The organism is Bradyrhizobium tropiciagri (assembly GCF_018130545.1).
In the GTDB taxonomy this organism is placed as follows: Bacteria; Pseudomonadota; Alphaproteobacteria; order Rhizobiales; family Xanthobacteraceae; genus Bradyrhizobium; species Bradyrhizobium tropiciagri_A.
This window is the reverse complement of record NZ_JAFCKF010000005.1, coordinates 626,323-644,549: the sequence shown is the minus strand read 5'-3', so window position 1 is coordinate 644,549 and position 18,227 is coordinate 626,323. Positions and strand designations below refer to the sequence as shown.

17 protein-coding genes are annotated in these 18,227 nt (G+C 65.2%); 13 read left to right on the top strand and 4 right to left on the bottom strand.

The features are described from left to right. Positions 1-41 precede the first annotated feature (41 nt). Positions 42-455: a MucR family transcriptional regulator gene (locus JQ616_RS24520; protein WP_212018865.1), complete on the bottom strand. Its 414-nt coding sequence runs from the start codon at positions 453-455 to the stop codon at positions 42-44. 227 nt (positions 456-682) lie between these two features. After that, positions 683-1,564, bottom strand: coding sequence for a DUF308 domain-containing protein (locus JQ616_RS24515; protein WP_212018863.1), 882 nt, complete (start codon positions 1,562-1,564; stop codon positions 683-685). A gap of 339 nt (positions 1,565-1,903) precedes the next feature. Between JQ616_RS24515 and JQ616_RS24510 the strand changes: the two genes are divergently transcribed. Both JQ616_RS24510 and JQ616_RS24505 read left to right on the top strand, forming a co-directional pair. Next, positions 1,904-3,553, top strand: a complete 1,650-nt coding sequence (locus tag JQ616_RS24510) for a glycosyltransferase family 39 protein (RefSeq protein ID WP_212018861.1) — start codon at positions 1,904-1,906, stop codon at positions 3,551-3,553. 166 nt (positions 3,554-3,719) lie between these two features. Beyond that, positions 3,720-4,499 (top strand): class II aldolase/adducin family protein, encoded by a 780-nt coding sequence (locus tag JQ616_RS24505; protein WP_212018859.1) that lies wholly within the window; start codon positions 3,720-3,722, stop codon positions 4,497-4,499. A 106-nt stretch (positions 4,500-4,605) separates the two neighbouring features. On the opposite strand, the gene JQ616_RS24500 is transcribed toward JQ616_RS24505, so the two are convergent. Both JQ616_RS24500 and JQ616_RS24495 read right to left on the bottom strand, forming a co-directional pair. Further along, positions 4,606-6,006: a M20/M25/M40 family metallo-hydrolase gene (locus JQ616_RS24500; protein ID WP_212018857.1), complete on the bottom strand. Its 1,401-nt coding sequence runs from the start codon at positions 6,004-6,006 to the stop codon at positions 4,606-4,608. Positions 6,007-6,101: 95 nt separating this feature from the next. Beyond that, a complete protein-coding gene (locus JQ616_RS24495) occupies positions 6,102-7,721 on the bottom strand; it encodes a helicase HerA-like domain-containing protein (protein ID WP_212018855.1) in 1,620 nt (539 codons plus the stop codon). Positions 7,722-8,114: 393 nt separating this feature from the next. On the opposite strand from JQ616_RS24495, the gene JQ616_RS24490 reads away from it, so the two are divergent. From JQ616_RS24490 to JQ616_RS24440, 11 genes are all read left to right on the top strand, one after another. Next, on the top strand, positions 8,115-8,480 hold the full coding sequence (locus tag JQ616_RS24490) for a hypothetical protein (RefSeq protein WP_016841849.1): 366 nt from the start codon (positions 8,115-8,117) through the stop codon (positions 8,478-8,480). Positions 8,481-8,536: 56 nt separating this feature from the next. After that, complete coding sequence (locus tag JQ616_RS24485; protein WP_018270650.1) at positions 8,537-8,944, top strand: DUF4332 domain-containing protein; 408 nt, start codon at positions 8,537-8,539, stop codon at positions 8,942-8,944. Positions 8,945-9,042: 98 nt separating this feature from the next. Next, positions 9,043-9,903: a dihydropteroate synthase gene (folP, locus tag JQ616_RS24480; RefSeq protein ID WP_212018853.1), complete on the top strand. Its 861-nt coding sequence runs from the start codon at positions 9,043-9,045 to the stop codon at positions 9,901-9,903. Continuing rightward, on the top strand, positions 9,900-10,280 hold the full coding sequence (gene folB, locus JQ616_RS24475; RefSeq protein ID WP_050403309.1) for a dihydroneopterin aldolase: 381 nt from the start codon (positions 9,900-9,902) through the stop codon (positions 10,278-10,280). The genes folP and folB overlap by 4 nt, the downstream gene beginning before the upstream one ends. Next, positions 10,273-10,764 carry a 2-amino-4-hydroxy-6-hydroxymethyldihydropteridine diphosphokinase gene (gene folK / locus JQ616_RS24470; RefSeq protein ID WP_212018851.1) on the top strand — a complete coding sequence of 164 codons (492 nt, stop codon included), beginning with the start codon at positions 10,273-10,275 and terminating at the stop codon, positions 10,762-10,764. Before folB ends, folK begins: the two co-directional genes overlap by 8 nt. Before the next feature lie 105 nt (positions 10,765-10,869). After that, positions 10,870-12,744, top strand: a complete 1,875-nt coding sequence (locus JQ616_RS24465) for a methylmalonyl-CoA mutase family protein (RefSeq protein ID WP_212018849.1) — start codon at positions 10,870-10,872, stop codon at positions 12,742-12,744. Continuing rightward, positions 12,741-13,211, top strand: coding sequence for a GFA family protein (locus JQ616_RS24460; protein ID WP_212018847.1), 471 nt, complete (start codon positions 12,741-12,743; stop codon positions 13,209-13,211). The genes JQ616_RS24465 and JQ616_RS24460 overlap by 4 nt, the downstream gene beginning before the upstream one ends. Positions 13,212-13,223: 12 nt before the next feature. Further along, positions 13,224-15,380: a methylmalonyl-CoA mutase gene (scpA, locus tag JQ616_RS24455; protein WP_212018845.1), complete on the top strand. Its 2,157-nt coding sequence runs from the start codon at positions 13,224-13,226 to the stop codon at positions 15,378-15,380. 37 nt (positions 15,381-15,417) lie between these two features. Continuing rightward, complete coding sequence (locus JQ616_RS24450; protein WP_212018842.1) at positions 15,418-16,230, top strand: DUF3298 and DUF4163 domain-containing protein; 813 nt, start codon at positions 15,418-15,420, stop codon at positions 16,228-16,230. Positions 16,231-16,528: 298 nt separating this feature from the next. After that, entirely contained in the window at positions 16,529-17,521 is a 993-nt protein-coding gene (gene meaB / locus JQ616_RS24445) for a methylmalonyl Co-A mutase-associated GTPase MeaB (protein WP_212018840.1), read from the top strand. Continuing rightward, positions 17,518-18,165: a pyroglutamyl-peptidase I gene (locus JQ616_RS24440; RefSeq protein ID WP_212018838.1), complete on the top strand. Its 648-nt coding sequence runs from the start codon at positions 17,518-17,520 to the stop codon at positions 18,163-18,165. Before meaB ends, JQ616_RS24440 begins: the two co-directional genes overlap by 4 nt. Positions 18,166-18,227 lie beyond the last annotated feature (62 nt).

The following is an 18,227-nucleotide window of genomic DNA, read 5'->3' as shown; positions in this document are numbered from 1 at the left end:
CTTCACGCGAACCGGTATCCACGTCGCTCGAAAATGCTCTGTTACTTCCGCTTCCGCGCCTGCTGGCCGAGCCCCATCTTCTTGGCGAGCTGCGATCGCGCCACCGCGTAGTTCGGCGCCACCATCGGATAGTCGGCCGGCAGCCCCCATTTGTCGCGATACTGCTCCGGCGTCATGTTGTACTGCGTGCGCAGATGGCGTTTGAGCGATTTGAAGCGTTTGCCGTCCTCGAGGCACACCAGATATTCCGGCGTGATCGACTTCTTCATCGACACCGCGGGCTTGGCCGGCTCGCTCGGCGCGTCAGCGCGTCCGCTCGACACCCGCAGCAAGGCGGCGTGCACCTGGCTGATCAGGTTCGGGATATCCGAGGCCGGCGTCGGATTGTTGCTGAGATAGGCCGAAACGATGTTTGCGGTCAGCTCGACCGGCGTTTTGCCTGACGTATCGGACATGGCTCAACCTTCCCCGTGCTATCAACGCCCGGCGCCCACCGGACAGTATCCACGTTCAGCAATACATTATTGGAATCGCGTACTACTTCGCGAATATGAGCGGATTGCAGCAAACCTGACAAGAACGGCTATGTTTCCGGCTTCGAGCCGGCCACGCGCAAGTATTATTGCGCTCTCAAGCGAAATGGAAACCGTTGGCGGGCAGGAGGGAAGCGCGAGGCGCCGAGCTACGGCCTTTGCTCCAGATGCGATCTGAGCTCGTCGATCGAGGCAAACCGCATCATGCCTTCCGGCATCTGCGCCTCGATCGATCCGTCCGAATAAAGCGAATAGGCCATGCCGTCCACCACACCCGATTTGAGCACGGTCACCGGCGGCTGCTCCTGGGGCGGCGGCGGATGGCCCGATGAGGGCGAGGCCGCGGCCGGCTGGGTCTCGCCGAAGGTTGACGGCCGCGGCGTGCGCCGCGGCGCGACATCGACCGACCGCGGCCGGTCGGCCCTCGGCCAGGCATCGTCGAACGTCGCCGGTGCAGGCTCGGCCGCAGCGGCCGGATTCGGACGCAGCTCCGGTGACAGCAGGTCCGGCGTCAATGGCTCGGCGCCGCGCGTTTGCGTCCGCTCCTTCCGCGAGGATGAGAACATCAGATTGCGCCGCTTGGGGGGCGCTGCTTCGCTGTCCGTAGCCGTTGCGCCCGGCACGGGCGGCGGCACCTCGCCCGACGCGCCGCGCGGGGCGATTTCGTCGTGCCAGGGCGGCGGCGGCGCCGCCGACGCGGATGTCGGGGCCAGCGGCGGAGGCGCCGAGACCTTCGGCTCAGGCGGTGGCGGGAACACCGGATCGTCGGGAGCGCTGCGCGGGGAAGTTGCAGACGGCGACGGGCCGCGGAGACCCACGGCAACGACGGCGTCGAGCCGTCCGCCCATGGCCTGGAGCTCGCCAAGGATGGCGGCAAGGCCCAGAACGATCGCGCCGGTGCAGACGCCGGTCACCCCCGTCGTGATCAACGTGCTGCCGACGCTGAATTCCTTGTAGGGGATTCCAAAGCCGACCGCCGCCAAGCCTGCCGCAACCAGGGCCGCGCCGACGACCAACAGACCAACCTTCATCGAACTAACCCCCGGAAGACCCAACCGAAAATCGGCGTGGGCCGCCTACGCCACGATACCGTCATATTGCCCACACCGCCAACCGCCAATTGTAGGTCAAGTTCCCTAAAATCCCGCTTAACCGATCGTGATGCGGCTCGCGCCGACGATCGCACCGACCGCTTTTGGAGCCGCTCCCGTAGATCTACTGGCTACGAATTGCTGCCAATTTATTGCAACGCATCTGGGAAATTACGCCACAATTACCAATTACTCGGAAACGGAACTGCGCTATGGATGCCGGGGAATGAGGCCCTAAAGCGCCAAATTTGGGCCACAGGCACGCCGGTACCACTAGCCATGTCATCGATTACGACGTCTGCCTTCGAGGCGCCTGCACGGCGTTCGGTGGAGAAGACCTGCGACGATCTCGCATTCCTCGTCCTCGGCGTGGTCGCCGTGGTCGCCGGCCTCACATTCCGTGATTACGGTCTGGGCTGGGACGACTACACCCACGCTGAATATGCCGACCTCTTGCTGCGCATGTACGGGTCCGGGTTCAAGGACACCGGCGCGCTATCGTTTGCCAACCTCTATATGTACGGCGGCGGCTTCGATATGGCCGCGGCCCTGCTGCACAAAGTCATTCCGCTCGAATTGTTCGAGACGCGCCGCCTGCTCGGCGCGGTCGTCGGCGTCATCGGCCTTGCTGTCACCTGGCGGCTGGCACGCCGCGTCGGCGGCCCGCTGGCGGGACTGGCGGCGCTGCTGCTGCTGGCGCTGTGCCCGACCTTCTACGGCCACATGTTCATGAACCCGAAGGATGCGCCGTTCGCCGTGGCGATGATCGTGCTGATCCTGGGTCTCGTCCGCCTGATCGAGGAATATCCGGCGCCCTCGCCGCGCACGATCCTGATCGTCGGCCTGGGGGCCGGCCTGTCGATCGGCTGCCGCGTGCTGGGCGGGCTCGCACTGATCTATGCCGTGTTCGGCTTCATCCCGCTGTTCATCGAGGAATTCCGCAAGCAAGGCACGCGCGAGGCGACCCACCGCTTTGCCCACGTCGTCTATGTGCTGCTGCCGGGGCTGCTGCTCGGCTATCTCGTGATGGGCCTGATCTGGCCGTGGTCGATCATGGAGCCGGGGCACCCGCTGGAAGCGGTGACCTACTTCTCGCACTTCTTCGAGAAGCCGTGGAAGGAGATGTTCGACGGCGCGCTGGTGTCGGTGCCGGACATGCCGTGGTCCTATCTGCCCACGCTGTTCGCACTGCAGCTTCCCGAAGTGCTGCTGGTGCTGCTGATTGCGGCGGTGATCGCGACGTTCATGTCGCTGTCGCGCAGTGACGTGACCGCGAAGCGCAAGTCGATCATGCTGATGCTGACGCTCGCTGCGACGCTCCCGCTGGTGATCGCCATGGTGAAGCGGCCGGCGCTCTATAACGGCATCCGCCATTTCATCTTCGTGATCCCGCCGATGGCGGTGCTCGCCGGCGTCGCCTTCGCCCGCGGCATGGACTGGCTCGGCGAGAACCGCCGCGCCTGGCAGCCTGCGGCGCTCGCGGTGTTCGCGTTCGGCCTGCTGCTGCCGCTCAGCGAGATGATCCGCCTGCATCCGTATCAATACACGCACTTCAACCACATCGCCGGCACGGTGCGGACCGCCGACAATTTCTTCATGCTGGACTATTGGGGCCTGGCGCTGAAGCAGGCTTCCGACGGGCTGCGCGAGCAGCTGGCGGAGCGGCAGGAAGTGCCGCCGCAGCACCGCAAATGGAAGGTCGCGGTGTGCGGACCGCAGCGCCCCGCGCAGGTGGCGCTCGGGCCCGATTTCACAATCGGCTGGGACAGCAATGCTGCCGATTTCGCGATGACGCTCGGCGAATTCTACTGCAAGGGCCTGGCCGCGCCCGTGATGGTCGAGATCAAGCGCGACGACGTGGTGTTCGCCCGCGTCTACGACATCCGCGGCCGCAGCATCTCGAGCCTGCTGGCGATCCCGGCGCCGTAGCGCAACACGGCCTCAGAAGATCCATCGCGCGGCTGCCCACTGACGATCGCGGTTCGGATCGTGGGCCGCATGCCGACATGACTGTCACGCCGTGACGCTGCCTTGCTGCGCTCGGGCGGCGGCGCTACGCTTGAACCAAGCAACAACGATCAATGGAGCAATCGCCATGTCGCCAGCGGAAGCGCGTCTCAAGGAAGTGCCGTCGAACATGAGTGCGGCGGAGTGGGAGCAGCGGATCAACCTTGCCGCCTGCTACCGGCTGGTCGCGCTCTATGGCTGGGACGATCTGGTCGACACCCACATCTCGGCCCGCGTGCCGGGGCCCGAGCATCACTTCCTGATCAACCCCTATGGGCTGATGTTCGACGAGATCACCGCATCGAGCCTGGTCAAGGTCGACCTCGACGGCAACCAGCTCTCGGAGAGCCAGTACAGCATCAACCCGGCCGGCTTCACCATCCATTCGGCGATCCACGAGGTGCGCGAGGATGCCGGCTGCGTGCTCCATCTGCACACGGTCGACGGCACCGCAGTGTCGAGCGGCCCCGACGGGTTGCTGCCGCTGAACCAGACCGCGCAGCTCGTCACCCACGACCTCGCCTATCACGACTATGAAGGCATCGCGCTCGATCACGACGAGCGCCCGCGCCTGCAGCGTGATCTCGGCACCAGGAACCACATGCTGCTGCGCAATCACGGCACGCTGACGGTCGGCCGCTCGGTCGCCTCCGCGTTCGAGCGGATGTATCATCTGGAACGCGCCTGTTCGATGCAGGTGGCGACCCGCGCGCTCGGCCCGATCGCCTATCCGGTCGAGCAGCAGGCCATCGACAAGAACACCGAGCTGCTGTCCAACCCGGACCGCGCCGAGCTGCGCTCGACCCAGCTGGTCTGGCCGCCGCTGCTGCGCAAGCTCGACCGGGTCAATCCCGGCTACCGTGATTGAAAATTTCACAATCTTCGGGTAGGCTGTTCGCCAACACCCTCTGCACGTTGAGAATCAAAACGCCGCCCAATTCCGGGCGGCGTTTTTATCTTCGGTGTGCCTCGCTTTATTTGGCCTCGGCGAACGCCGCGAGGATCCGCGCCCAGGAGCGGATACCCTTGTGGTAGCTCTTGAGGTCGTACTTCTCGTTCGGCGAATGGATGTTGTCGTCGTCGAGGCCGAAGCCGATCAGCACGCTGTCGAGGCCGAGCGTGCGCTTGAAGTCGGCGACGATCGGGATCGACGCGCCGGAGCCGATCAGCAGCGCCTCCTTGCCCCATTCATCGGTTAGCGCGCGACGGGCGGCCGCCAGCGGCTTCATGTTCCAGTCGAGCGCGATCGCCGGCGCGCCGGAATGATCAATGAACTCGGCCTTGCAGTCGGCCGGCAGGCGCGCTGTCACGTAGTCCCGGAACGCCTTTCGGATCTTCGCTGGATCCTGTCCCTCGACCAGGCGGAACGAGACCTTCGCCGAGGCCTCGGCCGCGATCACGGTCTTGGAGCCCTCGCCGGTGTACCCGCCGACGATGCCGTTGATGTCGCAGGTCGGGCGCGAGGAGACCTGTTCGATCAGGAGCCGATCCTTTTCGCCGGCCGGCACCGAAAGGCCGATCGGCTTGAGGAAGCTCTCCGGCGTCAGGTTGAGCTGCTTCCACTGCGCCAGGATGTCCGGCGGCAGATCCTTCACGCCGTCATAGAAACCGGGGATGGTGATGTGGCCGTTGTCGTCATGCAGGCCGCCGAGGATCCGCGTCAGCACGCGGATCGGGTTCTGCGCGCCGCCACCGAACACGCCGGAATGCAGGTCGCGGTTGGCGGCCTTGATCTTGACCTCGTCATAGACCAGGCCGCGCAGCGAGGTCGTGATCGCCGGCGTGTTGGGGTCCCACATGCCGGTGTCGCAGACGAGTGCGAAGTCGGCCTTGAGCTCGGCCTTGTTGGCCTCGAGGAACGGCACGAAATTCTTCGAGCCGATCTCCTCCTCGCCCTCGATCACGATGGTGATGTCGACCGGCAGCGATCCCGTCACATTCTTCCAGGCGCGGCACGCCTCGACGAAGGTCATCAACTGTCCCTTGTCGTCCTCGGCGCCGCGCGCGACGATGATCTTGCGTCCGTCGGCATGGTCGGTCACCGCAGGCTCGAACGGCGGCCGGTGCCAGAGATTCAGGGGATCGACCGGCTGCACGTCGTAGTGGCCATAGAACAGCACATGCGGGCGCCCGTCGGTCGCGCCGTTCAGCTTGCCGACCACGGCCGGATGGCCAGCGGTCGGGCGCACCTCGGTCTTGAAGCCGAGGGTTGCGATATCCTTGGCGAGGTGATCGGCGGCCGCCTTGCAGTCATTGGCAAAGGCCGGATCGGCCGAGATCGATTTGATCCGCAACAGCGTGAACAGCCGCTCGAGACTGTTGTCGAAATCGGCATCGATGCGGTCGAGGACCGGCTGCAGCTTGGCGTTGGACATCGCTTGTATCCTATTGCTTGGACGTTGCCGACGTTGTAGCGCGCCGGCTGCCCGAGGCAAAGCCGGTTACCCGTTCGGGTCGGACCGTCGCGATGCTACCTGCGCAGGATGCCGCCGAGCGCGCCGCGCACCAATGCGCGACCGATCGATCCACCCACCGATCCACCCACGGACTTGCCGAGATCGGCCACCACGCCGCCGACCACCTTGTCGGTCACCGAGCGTGTGACGTTGCGCGCGATCACCTGCCCGGTCGAGAGCCGGCCGCGCTTGACATTGGTGCCGAATATCTCGGCCGCGATCGCACCGATATGGCCGAGGATACCGCCGCCCTCGCTCCCCGAGCCATCCGTCGCCGCCGCGCCACCGGCGAGACGCTTCTGGATGATCTCGTAGGCGGATTCAGCATCGATCGCGGTGTCGTATTTGCCCTTGACCGGGCTCGCATCCATGATCGCCTTGCGCTCCTCCGGCGTGATCGGTCCGATCCGCGCCGACGGCGGCCGCACCATGATGCGCTCGACCATCGACGGCGTGCCGCCGCCTTCGAGGAACGACACCAGCGCCTCGCCCTTGCCGAGCTCCATGATCACCCGCGCGGTGTCGAGCTTCGGATTGGGTCGGAAGGTCTGCGCCGCCGCAGCAACCGCCTTCTGGTCGCGGGGCGTGAAGGCGCGCAGCGCGTGCTGCACGCGGTTGCCGAGTTGCGCCAGCACCTTGTCGGGCACGTCGATCGGATTCTGGGTGACGAAATAGACGCCGACGCCCTTGGAGCGGATCAGCCGCACCACCTGCTCGATCTTGTCCATCAGCGCCTTCGGCGCATCGGTGAACAACAGATGCGCCTCGTCGAAGAAGAACACCAGCTTGGGTTTCGGCAGGTCGCCGGCCTCCGGCAATTCCTCGAACAATTCCGACAGCATCCAGAGCAGGAACGTGGCGTAGAGCCGCGGGCTCTGCATCAGCTTGTCGGCGACCAGGATATTAACCATGCCGCGGCCGTCGCGGTCGGTGCGCATGAAATCCTTCAACGTCAGCGCCGGCTCGCCGAAGAACTTGGCGCCGCCCTGGTTCTCGAGCACCAGCAACTGGCGCTGGATCGTTCCGACCGTTGCCTTGGACACATTGCCGTAGCCCTGCGCGGCCTTGCGGATCGACGCCAGCGGGTCCTCGCCGTCGTCGGCGCCCTTCTTGCTGCCGTCGGGCGCGATCGCATCGAGCAGCGCGCGCAGATCCTTCATGTCGATCAGCGTGAGGCCATTCTCGTCGGCGACGCGGAAGGCGACATTGAGCACGCCTTCCTGCACGTCGTTCAGATCGAGCATTCGCGCGAGCAGCAACGGTCCCATCTCGGTGACGGTGGCACGCACCGGATGGCCCTGCTCGCCGAACACATCCCAGAATACGGTCGAGAATTGATCGGGCTCGAAGGTCAAGCCCATTTGCTGGGCCCGCTTCACAATAAAGTCCTTGGCCTCGCCGACTTCGGAGATGCCGGATAGATCGCCCTTGATGTCGGCCGCGAAAACCGGAACGCCGGCGCGCGCAAACCCTTCGGCCATCACTTGAAGCGAGACGGTCTTGCCGGTTCCGGTTGCGCCGGTGACGAGGCCGTGCCGATTGGCCAGCGCCAGCGTCAACCAGGCTGTCTCCTCGCCCTTGCCGATAAAAATCTTCTCGTCGGTATCGGCCAACTTGTTGTCGGAGGTCGCCATCGCTTCGCCTCTTCACGGAAATTTAGATCGTTTCGATCCATCACACCCGGTTCGAAACTCGAACCCGGTTTCGACACATCGAACCGGTTCGACATGCGAACCCATGCCATCATATTGCATGTTGCCGGTCGATTGAAACCGTCAGCGGATGCCGACGTATATTGTCGCGCCAGCAGTTCCTCATATTTTATTCCCGGCAAAGTGACGAAAGGCATTGCGCATTGCGACAAGATGGTGTGAATCCGCCGCTCACTCTTGCAGCGAGGCCACAGTCACGGCGCGATCGAAAAAGAATACGAACTGAAATGCGCGGATCGCTTGTATTTCGTGACACAGGCGCTCAAGATAAATCCTCAAGAATGATCCGGCAAAGTCCGGTTGAGGCGGGGCAAGATGGACGAATTGGTTGGACAGCTGGCCGCGAAGGCCGGCATCGACGGCGCTGTCGCTGAAAAAACCATCGGCATCGTTCTGGGTTTCCTCCGTAACGAGGGACCTTCCGACAAGGTCCAGGCTCTGATCGACCAAATCCCCGGCGCCGAAGCGGCGATCGCCGCCTCCAACAACAGCGGTGGACTGTCGCGGTTGATGGGCGGCGGCCTGATGGCTGTCGGCACCCGGCTAATGGCGCTTGGCCTGAGCATGAGTGAGATTCAGAACGTCGCGCGTGAACTTTTCAGGTTCGGTCGCGACAAAATCGGAGCGGATCAAATGGGCGAGATCATCTCGGGGACACCGGGCCTCAGCCAGTTCGCCTGAAGCCCCTCTCACGACGCCCTTGCACGTGCGCTCCCTACTACCTGCATACGAGTATCATGACATACCCCCTCTCCGAGATCGAAGGCCTGTCCGCCTATTGCGCCACCAAACTGAAATCGCAGGGTATCCGCACGACCGACGCGCTGCTTGAAGCCGCTCGCACCGTCAAGGGACGCAAGGCGCTCGCCGCCAAGACCGGGATCAGCGAACAGCAATTGCTCGAATGGGCCAACATCTCCGACTACATGCGGATTCCCGGCATGGGCAAGGCGAAGGTCGGGCTGGTCCGCGCCGCCGGCGTCACCACTGTGCGCGAGCTTGCCCACCGCAACCCGTCGCGGCTGGCGCAGAGCATGAAGGACGCCAACGTGCGGCGGAAGCTGGTCCGCGTGATGCCTTCAGAGAAGTCAGTCGAGCTGCTGATTGAAGAGGCACGCAAGCTGCCTCCAAAGATCACCTATTAGCTCACCCATTAGCCAGACTTAACCGCACAAGTGGCCGCCGGCGCCACGCATCGCTGCGACATCTTGACTTGCCGCGGCCGGCAGCGCAAAGCCACCGCATGATGGCGAGCAAGCCCATAGCATCGACCGTGGCCGGCCCGGCCGGACCTGCGGTGCTGCCGGTCTTGCTGTCGCGGCCCTATCCGGCGGTAATGGGCATCCTGAACGTCACGCCGGACTCGTTCTCCGACGGCGGCCAGTTCATCGCGCCCGAACAGGCGCTGGCGCAGGCCCGCAAGCTGGTGGCCGACGGCGCCGACATCATCGACATCGGCGCGGAATCGACCCGCCCCTATGGCTCGCAGCAGCCAGTCACGGCCGACGATGAACTGGCGCGGCTGAAGCCGGTGCTGGCCGAGGTGATCGCACTCGGTGTGCCAGTCTCGATCGACAGCATGAAATCCGAGGTCGTTGCATGGGCGCTCGACCAGGGCGCTATGATCGCCAACGACGTCTGGGGCTTGCAGCGCGATGCCGGCATGGCGGGCGTCGTCGCCGCACGCGGCGTGCCTGTGATCGTCATGCACAATCGCGAGAGTGTCGATCCCGCGATCGACATCATGCAGGACATCACGGCCTTCTTCGAACGCTCGCTTGAGATCGCCGCGCGCGCCGGCATTGCGCCCGACCGGATCGTGCTCGATCCCGGCATCGGCTTCGGCAAGACGGCGGAGCAGAGCATGGTCGCGCTGGCGCGGCTCTCCGAGCTCAATGCGTTCCGACTGCCGGTGCTGGTCGGCGCCTCGCGCAAGCGCTTCATCAGCACGATCGTGCCGTCGGAGCCGCAACAGCGGATCGGCGGCTCGCTCGCGGCGCATCTGATCGCCGCGCAGCACGGCGCCCGCATCATCCGCGCACATGACGTCGCCGAAACCGTTCAGGCGCTGCGGGTTGCCGCGGCAATCGAGGAACAGCAATGACCGATACGATCTTCATCACCGGGATCGTCATCCATGCCCGCCATGGCGTGATGGAACATGAGACCGAAGTTGGGCAGCGCTTCGTGATCGACCTCGAGCTCTATACCGACCTCTCGGAATCCTCGCGCACCGACCGCCTCTCCGACACCGTGTCCTATTCCAACGTGGTGGCGACCGCGACGTCGGCGTTCAAGAACACCAATTACAAGCTGCTGGAACGCGCCGCCGGCGCGGTGGCCGAGGACATCCTGGCGAGCTTCCCGCGCGTCAGGGCGGTCAAGGTCACCGTGCACAAGCCGCACGCGCCGATCGCCGCGATCTTCGACGATGTCGGCGTGGTGCTGACCCGCTCGCGCCATCCGCTGCCACATGGCTAGCGTCCTGATCGCACTCGGCGGCAATGTCGGCGACGTCCGCGCGACGTTTCGCAAGGCGATTTCAAATATCTGCGGCATGACGCAGGCAGCGCTCCTGGCGCGTTCGTCGGACTATTCGACGCCGCCCTGGGGCGAGCAACAACAAGACAGCTTCATCAATGCCTGCATCGAGATCGACACCAGCCTCGATCCGCACGCGCTGTTGTTCACGCTGCACAAGATCGAAGCCAGGTTCGGCCGCGACCGCAAGAACGAGCAGCGCTGGGGTCCGCGCACCCTGGACCTCGACTTGATCGCCTATGACGACATCACATTGAACAAGCCGGAACTGACGCTGCCGCACCCGCGTTTGTTCGAACGCGCCTTTGTGCTGGTGCCGCTGGCCGAGATCGTTCCCGACCGCGTCATCGCGGGGCGCCGCGTCGCCGATGCGCTCGCGGGGGTCTCGACGGACGGTATTTTCCGCCTTGCGGACCTCGATTAAAGCCGATCGACCGCAAACAAAAGTTTGGCTTGGCCGCCCGCCCGTGGCAATTTCCGGCCAAATCAAGGGCGCCCTTGCGGGGCCGATGAAGGACGATTTGGGCGGATGACGACCTCGACTGACGATTTGCCTCTGGCTTCGGATTTTGCAGCGGCGACCTATGACGACTGGCGCAAGCTGGTCGACGGCGTGCTGAAGGGCGCCCCGTTCGAGAAGCTGGTCGGCAAGACCTACGACGGCCTCAAGATCGATCCGATCTACCGTCGCGCCGCCAACGCAGGCCCGCTCGCCGGCCGCGCCGCCGCAACCCCCTGGCACATCCTGCAGCGGGTCGATCATCCCGACGCCGCGCAGGCCAACGCGCAGGCGTTGCAAGATCTTGAGAACGGCGCGACCGGCCTCGAATTCGAGTTCGCAGGTGGTCCCGGCACGCGCGGCTTCGGCCTCGCTGACGCCAGCAAGAAGACGCTGGCGCGGGCCTGCGGTGGCGTCCATCTCGATGCCGGCATCATGATCGCGCTCAACCCGGTGCTCGGGCGCGAGAACGCCGGCGAAACCTTCGCCGACATGGTCGAGGCCCGCAAGCTCGACCCGGCCAAGCTCGACCTGCATTTCAATTACCAGGCGCTCAGCACGGTTGCCGCGCGCGGTGCCGCGCCCGGCACCTGGGCCGACTACGTAAAGCCGTTCGGCCAGGTCGTGAACGGGCTGATCAAGCGCGGCTTCAAAGGCCCGTTCGTGCTGGCCGACGGCCGGCCGGTGCACGATGCCGGCGGATCCGAAGTGCAGGAGCTCGCCTTCACGCTGGCACTCGGCCTCGCCTATCTGCGCATGCTGGAAGCTGCCGGGATCGATCTCGACGCGGCGCGCGCGGCCGTCTCGTTCCGGCTCAGCGCCGATGCCGACCAATTCCTGACCATGGCCAAATTCCGCGCGCTACGCCGCCTCTGGGCAAGGATCGAAGAAGCCTGCGGCCTTGCGCCGAAGCCGATCTTCGTCAACGCGCAGACCGCGTGGCGAATGCTGACCCAGCGCGATCCCAATGTGAACATGCTGCGCGCGACCATTGCGACCTTTGCCGCCGGGCTCGGCGGCGCCAATGCGATCACCGTGCTGCCGCACACACTGGCGCTCGGCCTGCCCGATGACTTCGCCCGGCGCGTGGCGCGCAACACCCAACTGGTGCTGCTCGACGAGTCCAATCTCGCCAAGGTGTCTGATCCCGCGGCCGGTGCCGGCGGCATCGAGACGCTGACCTCGCAGCTCTGCGAGGCGGCGTGGACGCTGTTCCAGGAGATCGAAAGGACCGGCGGCATCTTCCCCGCACTCGAGCAGGGGCTCATCCAGAAGAAAGTCGCCGCGACGCGGGCGCAGCGCGAAGCCAATGTCGCGAAGCGCCGCGATGTGCTGACCGGCGCCAGCGAATTCCCGAACCTGCACGAAGACGTCCTCGCAGTGCTGAACGTGAAGCCGTTGGCGCCGATGTCGACGGCCGATGCCAAGATCAAGTTCGACGCCCTCGCGCCGATGCGGCTCGCCGAGCCCTTCGAGGCGCTGCGCGACAGATCGGACGCCGCGCTGAAGGCACGCGGCGCGCGGCCGAAGATTTTCCTCGCCAATCTGGGCACGCCGGCCGACTTCACGGCGCGGGCGACCTTCGCAAAAAGCTTCTTCGAGACCGGCGGGATCGAAGCCATCGACAGCGAGGGTTTTGCCGACCCGGCGGCGCTGGCGACGGCCTTCAAGGCCTCCGGCGCCGCGATGGCGTGCATTTGTTCCTCGGATAAGGTCTATGCCGTCAGCGCCGCGGAGGCCGCCAAGGCCCTTCACGGCGCCGGAGCAAGGCATATCTATCTGGCAGGGCGGCCCGGCGACCAGGAAGCGGCGCTGCGGGCGGCCGGCATCGGTGAGTTCGTCTTCGCCGGCGGTGACGCGCTGGCGACATTGCGCGACGCCTATCGGCGGATGGAGCAGGCATGACGGCTGAGGCACCCGCGAAACCCGTTCTGACCGGCGGCTGCCAATGCGGCGCCGTCCGCTTTGCGGTGTCCACGGCGCCGAACCGGGTCAGCATCTGTCACTGCCGGATGTGCCAGAAGGCCTCCGGTGCGCCGTTCGCCTCCTTCGCCGATATCAACAAGGAGGATTTCGCCTGGACCCGCGGCAAGCCGGCGGCGTTCAAATCCTCCTCGATCGCCGAGCGCGACTTCTGCGCCGCCTGCGGCACGCCGCTCAGCTTCCGCCGGATCGACGGTCCGCGCATCGAGATCATGACCGGCGCCTTCGATCGGCCCGACCGGGTGATCCCGACGCAGCAATTTGGAACCGAGTCCCGCCACGGCTGGGTGGTCGGCATCGCCAACCTGCCGAGCCAGACCACGATGCAGAATTACGGCCCGGACAAGATGGCGACCATCGTCAGCCATCAGCATCCGGACCATGACTAAGGAAGCCAAGGAATGACCCGCATTCCCAATTTCGCCGATGTCGCCTTCCAGCCCGTTGCCACCGCGATGCCGACCGCGAGCGCCGAGCCCTGGCTGACGCCCGAGGGCATTCCGGTGAAGTCCGTCTACAGCGAGGCCGATCTCCAAGGCATCGACTTCCTCGAGACCTGGCCGGGCATCGCGCCCTATCTGCGCGGCCCCTATCCGACGATGTATGTCAACCAGCCCTGGACCATCCGGCAATATGCCGGGTTCTCCACGGCGGAGGATTCCAACGCGTTCTATCGCCGCAACCTCGCGGCCGGACAGAAGGGTCTCTCGGTCGCGTTCGACCTTGCCACCCATCGCGGCTACGATTCAGATCATCCGCGCGTATCCGGCGACGTCGGCATGGCCGGTGTCGCGATCGATTCCATCTACGACATGCGCACGCTGTTCGCCGGCATTCCGCTCGACCAGATGAGCGTGTCGATGACCATGAACGGCGCGGTGCTGCCGATCCTCGCGCTGTTCGTCGCGGCCGCCGAGGAACAGGGCGTGCCGCCGGAGAAGTTGTCGGGCACCATTCAGAACGACATTCTGAAAGAGTTTATGGTGCGCAACACCTACATCTATCCGCCGGCGCCCTCGATGCGGATCATCTCCGACATCTTCGCCTACACCTCGCAGCGGATGCCGAAATACAATTCGATTTCGATCTCCGGCTACCACATGCAGGAAGCCGGTGCGACGCAGGACCTCGAACTCGCCTATACGCTGGCCGACGGCGTCGAATATTTGCGCGCGGGCTTGGCCGCGGGTCTCGACGTCGATCGTTTTGCCCCCCGCCTCTCTTTCTTCTGGGCGATCGGCATGAACTTCTTCATGGAAGTCGCCAAGATGCGCGCCGCGCGGCTGCTGTGGGCCAAGCTCCTGAAGCAGTTCAACCCGAAGGACCCGCGCTCGCTCAGTCTGCGCACGCACTGCCAGACCTCGGGCTGGTCGCTGACCGCGCAGGACGTGTTCAACAATGTGATGCGCACCACAATCGAGGCGATGGCGGCCACCCAAGGCCACACCCAGTCGCTGCACACCAACGCGCTCGACGAGGCCTTGGCGCTGCCGACCGATTTCTCGGCGCGCATCGCCCGCAACACGCAATTGTTCCTGCAGCAGGAGAGCGGCACCAATCGCATCATCGATCCCTGGGGCGGCTCTTACTATGTCGAGCGGCTGACCCAGGATCTCGCCAAGAAGGCCTGGGGTCACATCCAGGAGGTCGAGGAACTCGGCGGCATGGCCAAGGCGATCGAGGCCGGCGTGCCGAAGCTCAGGATCGAGGAAGCCTCCGCCAAGACCCAGGCGCGGATCGATGCCGGCCGCCAGGCGGTGATCGGCGTCAACAAGTTCAAGCCGGAGAACGAGAGGCCGATCGACGTGCTGAAGGTGGAGAATTCCACCGTGCGACGGTTGCAGATCGACAAGCTGGCGCGGCTCAAGACGGAGCGCAACCAGACCGACGTTGATGCGGCGCTGGCGGCGATCACCCGCTCGGCAGGTGAAGGCAACGGCAATCTGCTGGCCCTGGCCATTGATGCTGCGCGCGCCAAGGCCACCGTCGGCGAGATTTCGGACGCGATGGAAAAAGTGTTCGGCCGCCACCGCGCCGAGATCAAGTCGATCACCGGCGTCTACAAGCGAGAGGCAGCGGCGATGTCCAACAAGGTCGAGAAGGTGCAAGAGCTGATCGACGCGTTCGAGGAGGCCGAAGGTCGTCGTCCCCGCATCCTGGTCGCCAAGATCGGCCAGGATGGCCATGACCGCGGCCAGAAGGTGATCGCTTCCGCCTTCGCCGATGTCGGCTTCGACGTCGATATCGGGCCGCTGTTCGCAACCGCCGACGAAGCCGCGCGGCAGGCGGTCGAGAACGACGTCCACATCCTCGGCGTCTCCTCGCTCGCCGCGGCGCACCTCACCGCGGTACCGGAACTGAAGGCCGCGCTGAAGAAGCACGGCCGCGAGGACATCATGATCATCATCGGCGGCGTGGTGCCGCCGCAGGATTATGATGCGCTCTATGCCGCCGGCGCCGAGGCGATCTTCCCGCCGGGCACCGTGATCTCGGAGGCTGCCGAGGAGTTGATCCACAAGCTCAACACCCGGCTCGGCCACAGCGAGGCGGCGGAGTAGCACCGCCGCGCCTGCCCTCTCCCACTTGGAGTTTTCCATGCGCGCCGCTCGCTTGACGACGCCTGTCCGCATCATTGGTCTTGCCGGCGTGCTCGCCTGCCTCTGCCTTCCAGCGCGCGCTGCTGATCCCAAAGCCGATCCGAAGCCCGATGCCACGATCAAGAATGCGAGCATCGAGGCCAGCGTCTATCTCGACGACAAGATCAAGGCAGATAGCGCGCTGTCCGCCGATTGCCTCGCCGAAGGCCGAAAGTGGATAGACAAGCAGGCCGCCGAGGCTGCGAACGACCGCAAGCAGGAGCCCGACCTCTTCAAGGAACGCGGCGGTTATTCTTTCGAGCGCAAATATTCGGTGCGCTCCGTCGTCGACGGCCGCTACATCAGCGTGCTGCGCGATGACTACATGAACACTCTGGGCGCGCATCCGAACTCAGACGTCAACACTATCCTGTGGGACACGACGGAGAAGAAGCGGATCAGCATCCGCCCCTTCTTCACCGAGACCGCCGACCACGGCCCGACGCTGTCGGCAATGCGCAAGGCCGTCATTGCCGCGCTCAACGCCGAGAAGAAGCGGCGCGATGCCGGCGAGACGGCGACCGCCGAATGGTACAAGGAGCTCAAGCCGACCCTGCTCAAGATAGGCGCCGTCACGCTGGCGCCGTCGACCGTGTCAGGCAAGAGCTCCGGACTGACCTTCCACTACCCGCCCTATGCCGTCGGGCCCTACGCCGAAGGCCAGTACGTGATCTTCGTGCCGTGGGAAACGCTGAGGCCGTATCTGACGCCGGAAGGCGCGAGAATCTTCGCCGGCGCGCGGCCGAAGGGCGACGCGGACGAGCAGCAATAGTTCGTAGCCCGCATCAGCGAAGCGATATGCGGGAACGGTTTCCCTTGACATCGCAGAGGCTGTCATCGGGCGCGCGTACGCGCGACCCGTTGGCTCACCCGGGCTACGGGTTACTGCACGATTTCTGGATAATGGAAGAATGCCGCTGAGTTGCCCGACGTGTCAAGCCTTGTCGAACGCCGGCAGCCGCCGGCTACTTTGCATGGGGTTGTTTTCGATATTTTGGCAATGCGCCCCTGCGACGTGCCCAATCCGCGTTCCCCTCGCCTGCCATGACCAGCCGTTGTAAACCTAGACCATGACCCCCTCGAAGCCCGCCTCTCCCGACATCCGCGCCCTCGCCCGTGACCTCCGCGCCGGCCACCGCGCCGCGCTGGCGCGGGCGATCACGCTGGTCGAGAGCCGGCGCGGCGATCACCAGGCGGCGGCGCGCGAGCTGGTGCAGGCGCTGCTGCCCGACACCGGCAAGGCGGTGCGGGTCGGCATCACCGGCTCGCCCGGCGTCGGCAAGTCGACCACCATCGATGCGCTCGGCATGTTCCTGATCGAACGCGGCCACAAGGTCGCAGTGCTGGCGGTCGATCCGTCCTCGGCGCGCACCGGCGGCTCGATCCTCGGCGACAAGACCCGGATGGCGCGGCTCGCCGTCTCCGACCAGGCCTTCATCCGCCCCTCGCCCTCCTCGGGCACGCTCGGCGGCGTCGCGGCGAAAACCCGCGAGGCGATGCTGCTCTGCGAGGCCGCCGGCTTCGACGTGGTGCTGGTCGAGACCGTCGGGATCGGCCAGTCTGAGACCGCGGTCTGCGACATGACCGACTTCTTCCTGGCCTTGATGCTGCCGGGTGCCGGCGACGAATTGCAGGGCATCAAGAAGGGTCTGGTCGAGCTTGCCGACATGATCGCGATCAACAAGGCCGATGGCGACAACCTCAAGCGCGCCAACCTCGCTGCTGCGGACTATCGCAGCGCGCTGCACATCCTCAGCCCCCGCTCCGAGCACTGGCATCCGCCGGTCGAGACCTATTCGGCGCTGACCGGCGCCGGGCTCGACAAGCTCTGGCAGAAGATCCTCGATCACCGCACCGCGATGAACGCCTCGGGCGAATTCGCCGGTCGCCGCAGGGAGCAGCAGGTGAAGTGGATGTGGTCGATGCTGGAGAGCCGTATGATGGCGCGGCTGCGCACGGACGCTGCGATCCGCACCAAGGTGAAGAAGATGGAGGCCGAGGTCGCGGCGGGCCGCATCTCGCCCGCGGTCGCCGCCGAACAGATCGCGGAGATGCTGCATTGAGCGGGAAGCTTCGCATCCTGCTCACCGGCTTCGGCCCGTTCCCAGGCGCGCCGTTCAACCCGACCATGCCGCTGGTGAAGCGGTTGACCGCGCTGCGCCGCCCTGCCTTCGACGACGTTGCGCTATCGAGCCACATCTTCCACGTCACCTACGCCACCGTCGATCGCGAACTGCCGGAGCTTATCGCACGACACCGCCCGCAGGCGCTGTTGATGTTCGGCCTCGCCGGGCGCACCGCGTATCTGCGGATCGAGAGCCGCGCCCGCAATGCGGTCACCACCCTGTTCCCCGATGCCGGCCACCAGCACGCACGCAAGGGCTCGATCCAGGGCGGTGCCGATGCGAAGGTGTTCGGGCCACACACCGAGAAATTGCTGCGTGCAGCGCTCGCGACCGGCATCGACGCGCGCGCATCGCGCGATGCCGGCAGTTATCTCTGCAACTATCTCAGCTGGCGCGCGATCGAGGCCGTCAACGGCAACAACAGCCTGCACCTTGTGCAATTCGTCCACGTGCCGGCGCTCGCCCATGACGGAACGGCAGCCCCGGGCAAATCAGCGATCACGCTGGAGGCGCTGGTCGATGCCGGCGAGGCCATGCTGATGGAGCTGGTGAAACTGACGCGGCAGGCCGCGCGCGCGTGAGCGATGCTGGTCGGGGACTTCTCTCGAACAGAAGCACTGCGTCTCGGCCTCGCCATTGGTGA

Bases quoted from the DNA above. Each gene is read 5' to 3' on its own strand.
- JQ616_RS24520 (WP_212018865.1), bottom strand. From the start codon at position 455: ATGTCCGATACGTCAGGCAAAACGCCGGTCGAGCTGACCGCAAACATC.
- JQ616_RS24515 (WP_212018863.1), bottom strand. From the start codon at position 1,564: ATGAAGGTTGGTCTGTTGGTCGTCGGCGCGGCCCTGGTTGCGGCAGGC.
- JQ616_RS24510 (WP_212018861.1), top strand. From the start codon at position 1,904: ATGTCATCGATTACGACGTCTGCCTTCGAGGCGCCTGCACGGCGTTCG.
- JQ616_RS24505 (WP_212018859.1), top strand. From the start codon at position 3,720: ATGTCGCCAGCGGAAGCGCGTCTCAAGGAAGTGCCGTCGAACATGAGT.
- JQ616_RS24500 (WP_212018857.1), bottom strand. From the start codon at position 6,006: ATGTCCAACGCCAAGCTGCAGCCGGTCCTCGACCGCATCGATGCCGAT.
- JQ616_RS24495 (WP_212018855.1), bottom strand. From the start codon at position 7,721: ATGGCGACCTCCGACAACAAGTTGGCCGATACCGACGAGAAGATTTTT.
- JQ616_RS24490 (WP_016841849.1), top strand. From the start codon at position 8,115: ATGGACGAATTGGTTGGACAGCTGGCCGCGAAGGCCGGCATCGACGGC.
- JQ616_RS24485 (WP_018270650.1), top strand. From the start codon at position 8,537: ATGACATACCCCCTCTCCGAGATCGAAGGCCTGTCCGCCTATTGCGCC.
- folP (WP_212018853.1), top strand. From the start codon at position 9,043: ATGATGGCGAGCAAGCCCATAGCATCGACCGTGGCCGGCCCGGCCGGA.
- folB (WP_050403309.1), top strand. From the start codon at position 9,900: ATGACCGATACGATCTTCATCACCGGGATCGTCATCCATGCCCGCCAT.
- folK (WP_212018851.1), top strand. From the start codon at position 10,273: ATGGCTAGCGTCCTGATCGCACTCGGCGGCAATGTCGGCGACGTCCGC.
- JQ616_RS24465 (WP_212018849.1), top strand. From the start codon at position 10,870: ATGACGACCTCGACTGACGATTTGCCTCTGGCTTCGGATTTTGCAGCG.
- JQ616_RS24460 (WP_212018847.1), top strand. From the start codon at position 12,741: ATGACGGCTGAGGCACCCGCGAAACCCGTTCTGACCGGCGGCTGCCAA.
- scpA (WP_212018845.1), top strand. From the start codon at position 13,224: ATGACCCGCATTCCCAATTTCGCCGATGTCGCCTTCCAGCCCGTTGCC.
- JQ616_RS24450 (WP_212018842.1), top strand. From the start codon at position 15,418: ATGCGCGCCGCTCGCTTGACGACGCCTGTCCGCATCATTGGTCTTGCC.
- meaB (WP_212018840.1), top strand. From the start codon at position 16,529: ATGACCCCCTCGAAGCCCGCCTCTCCCGACATCCGCGCCCTCGCCCGT.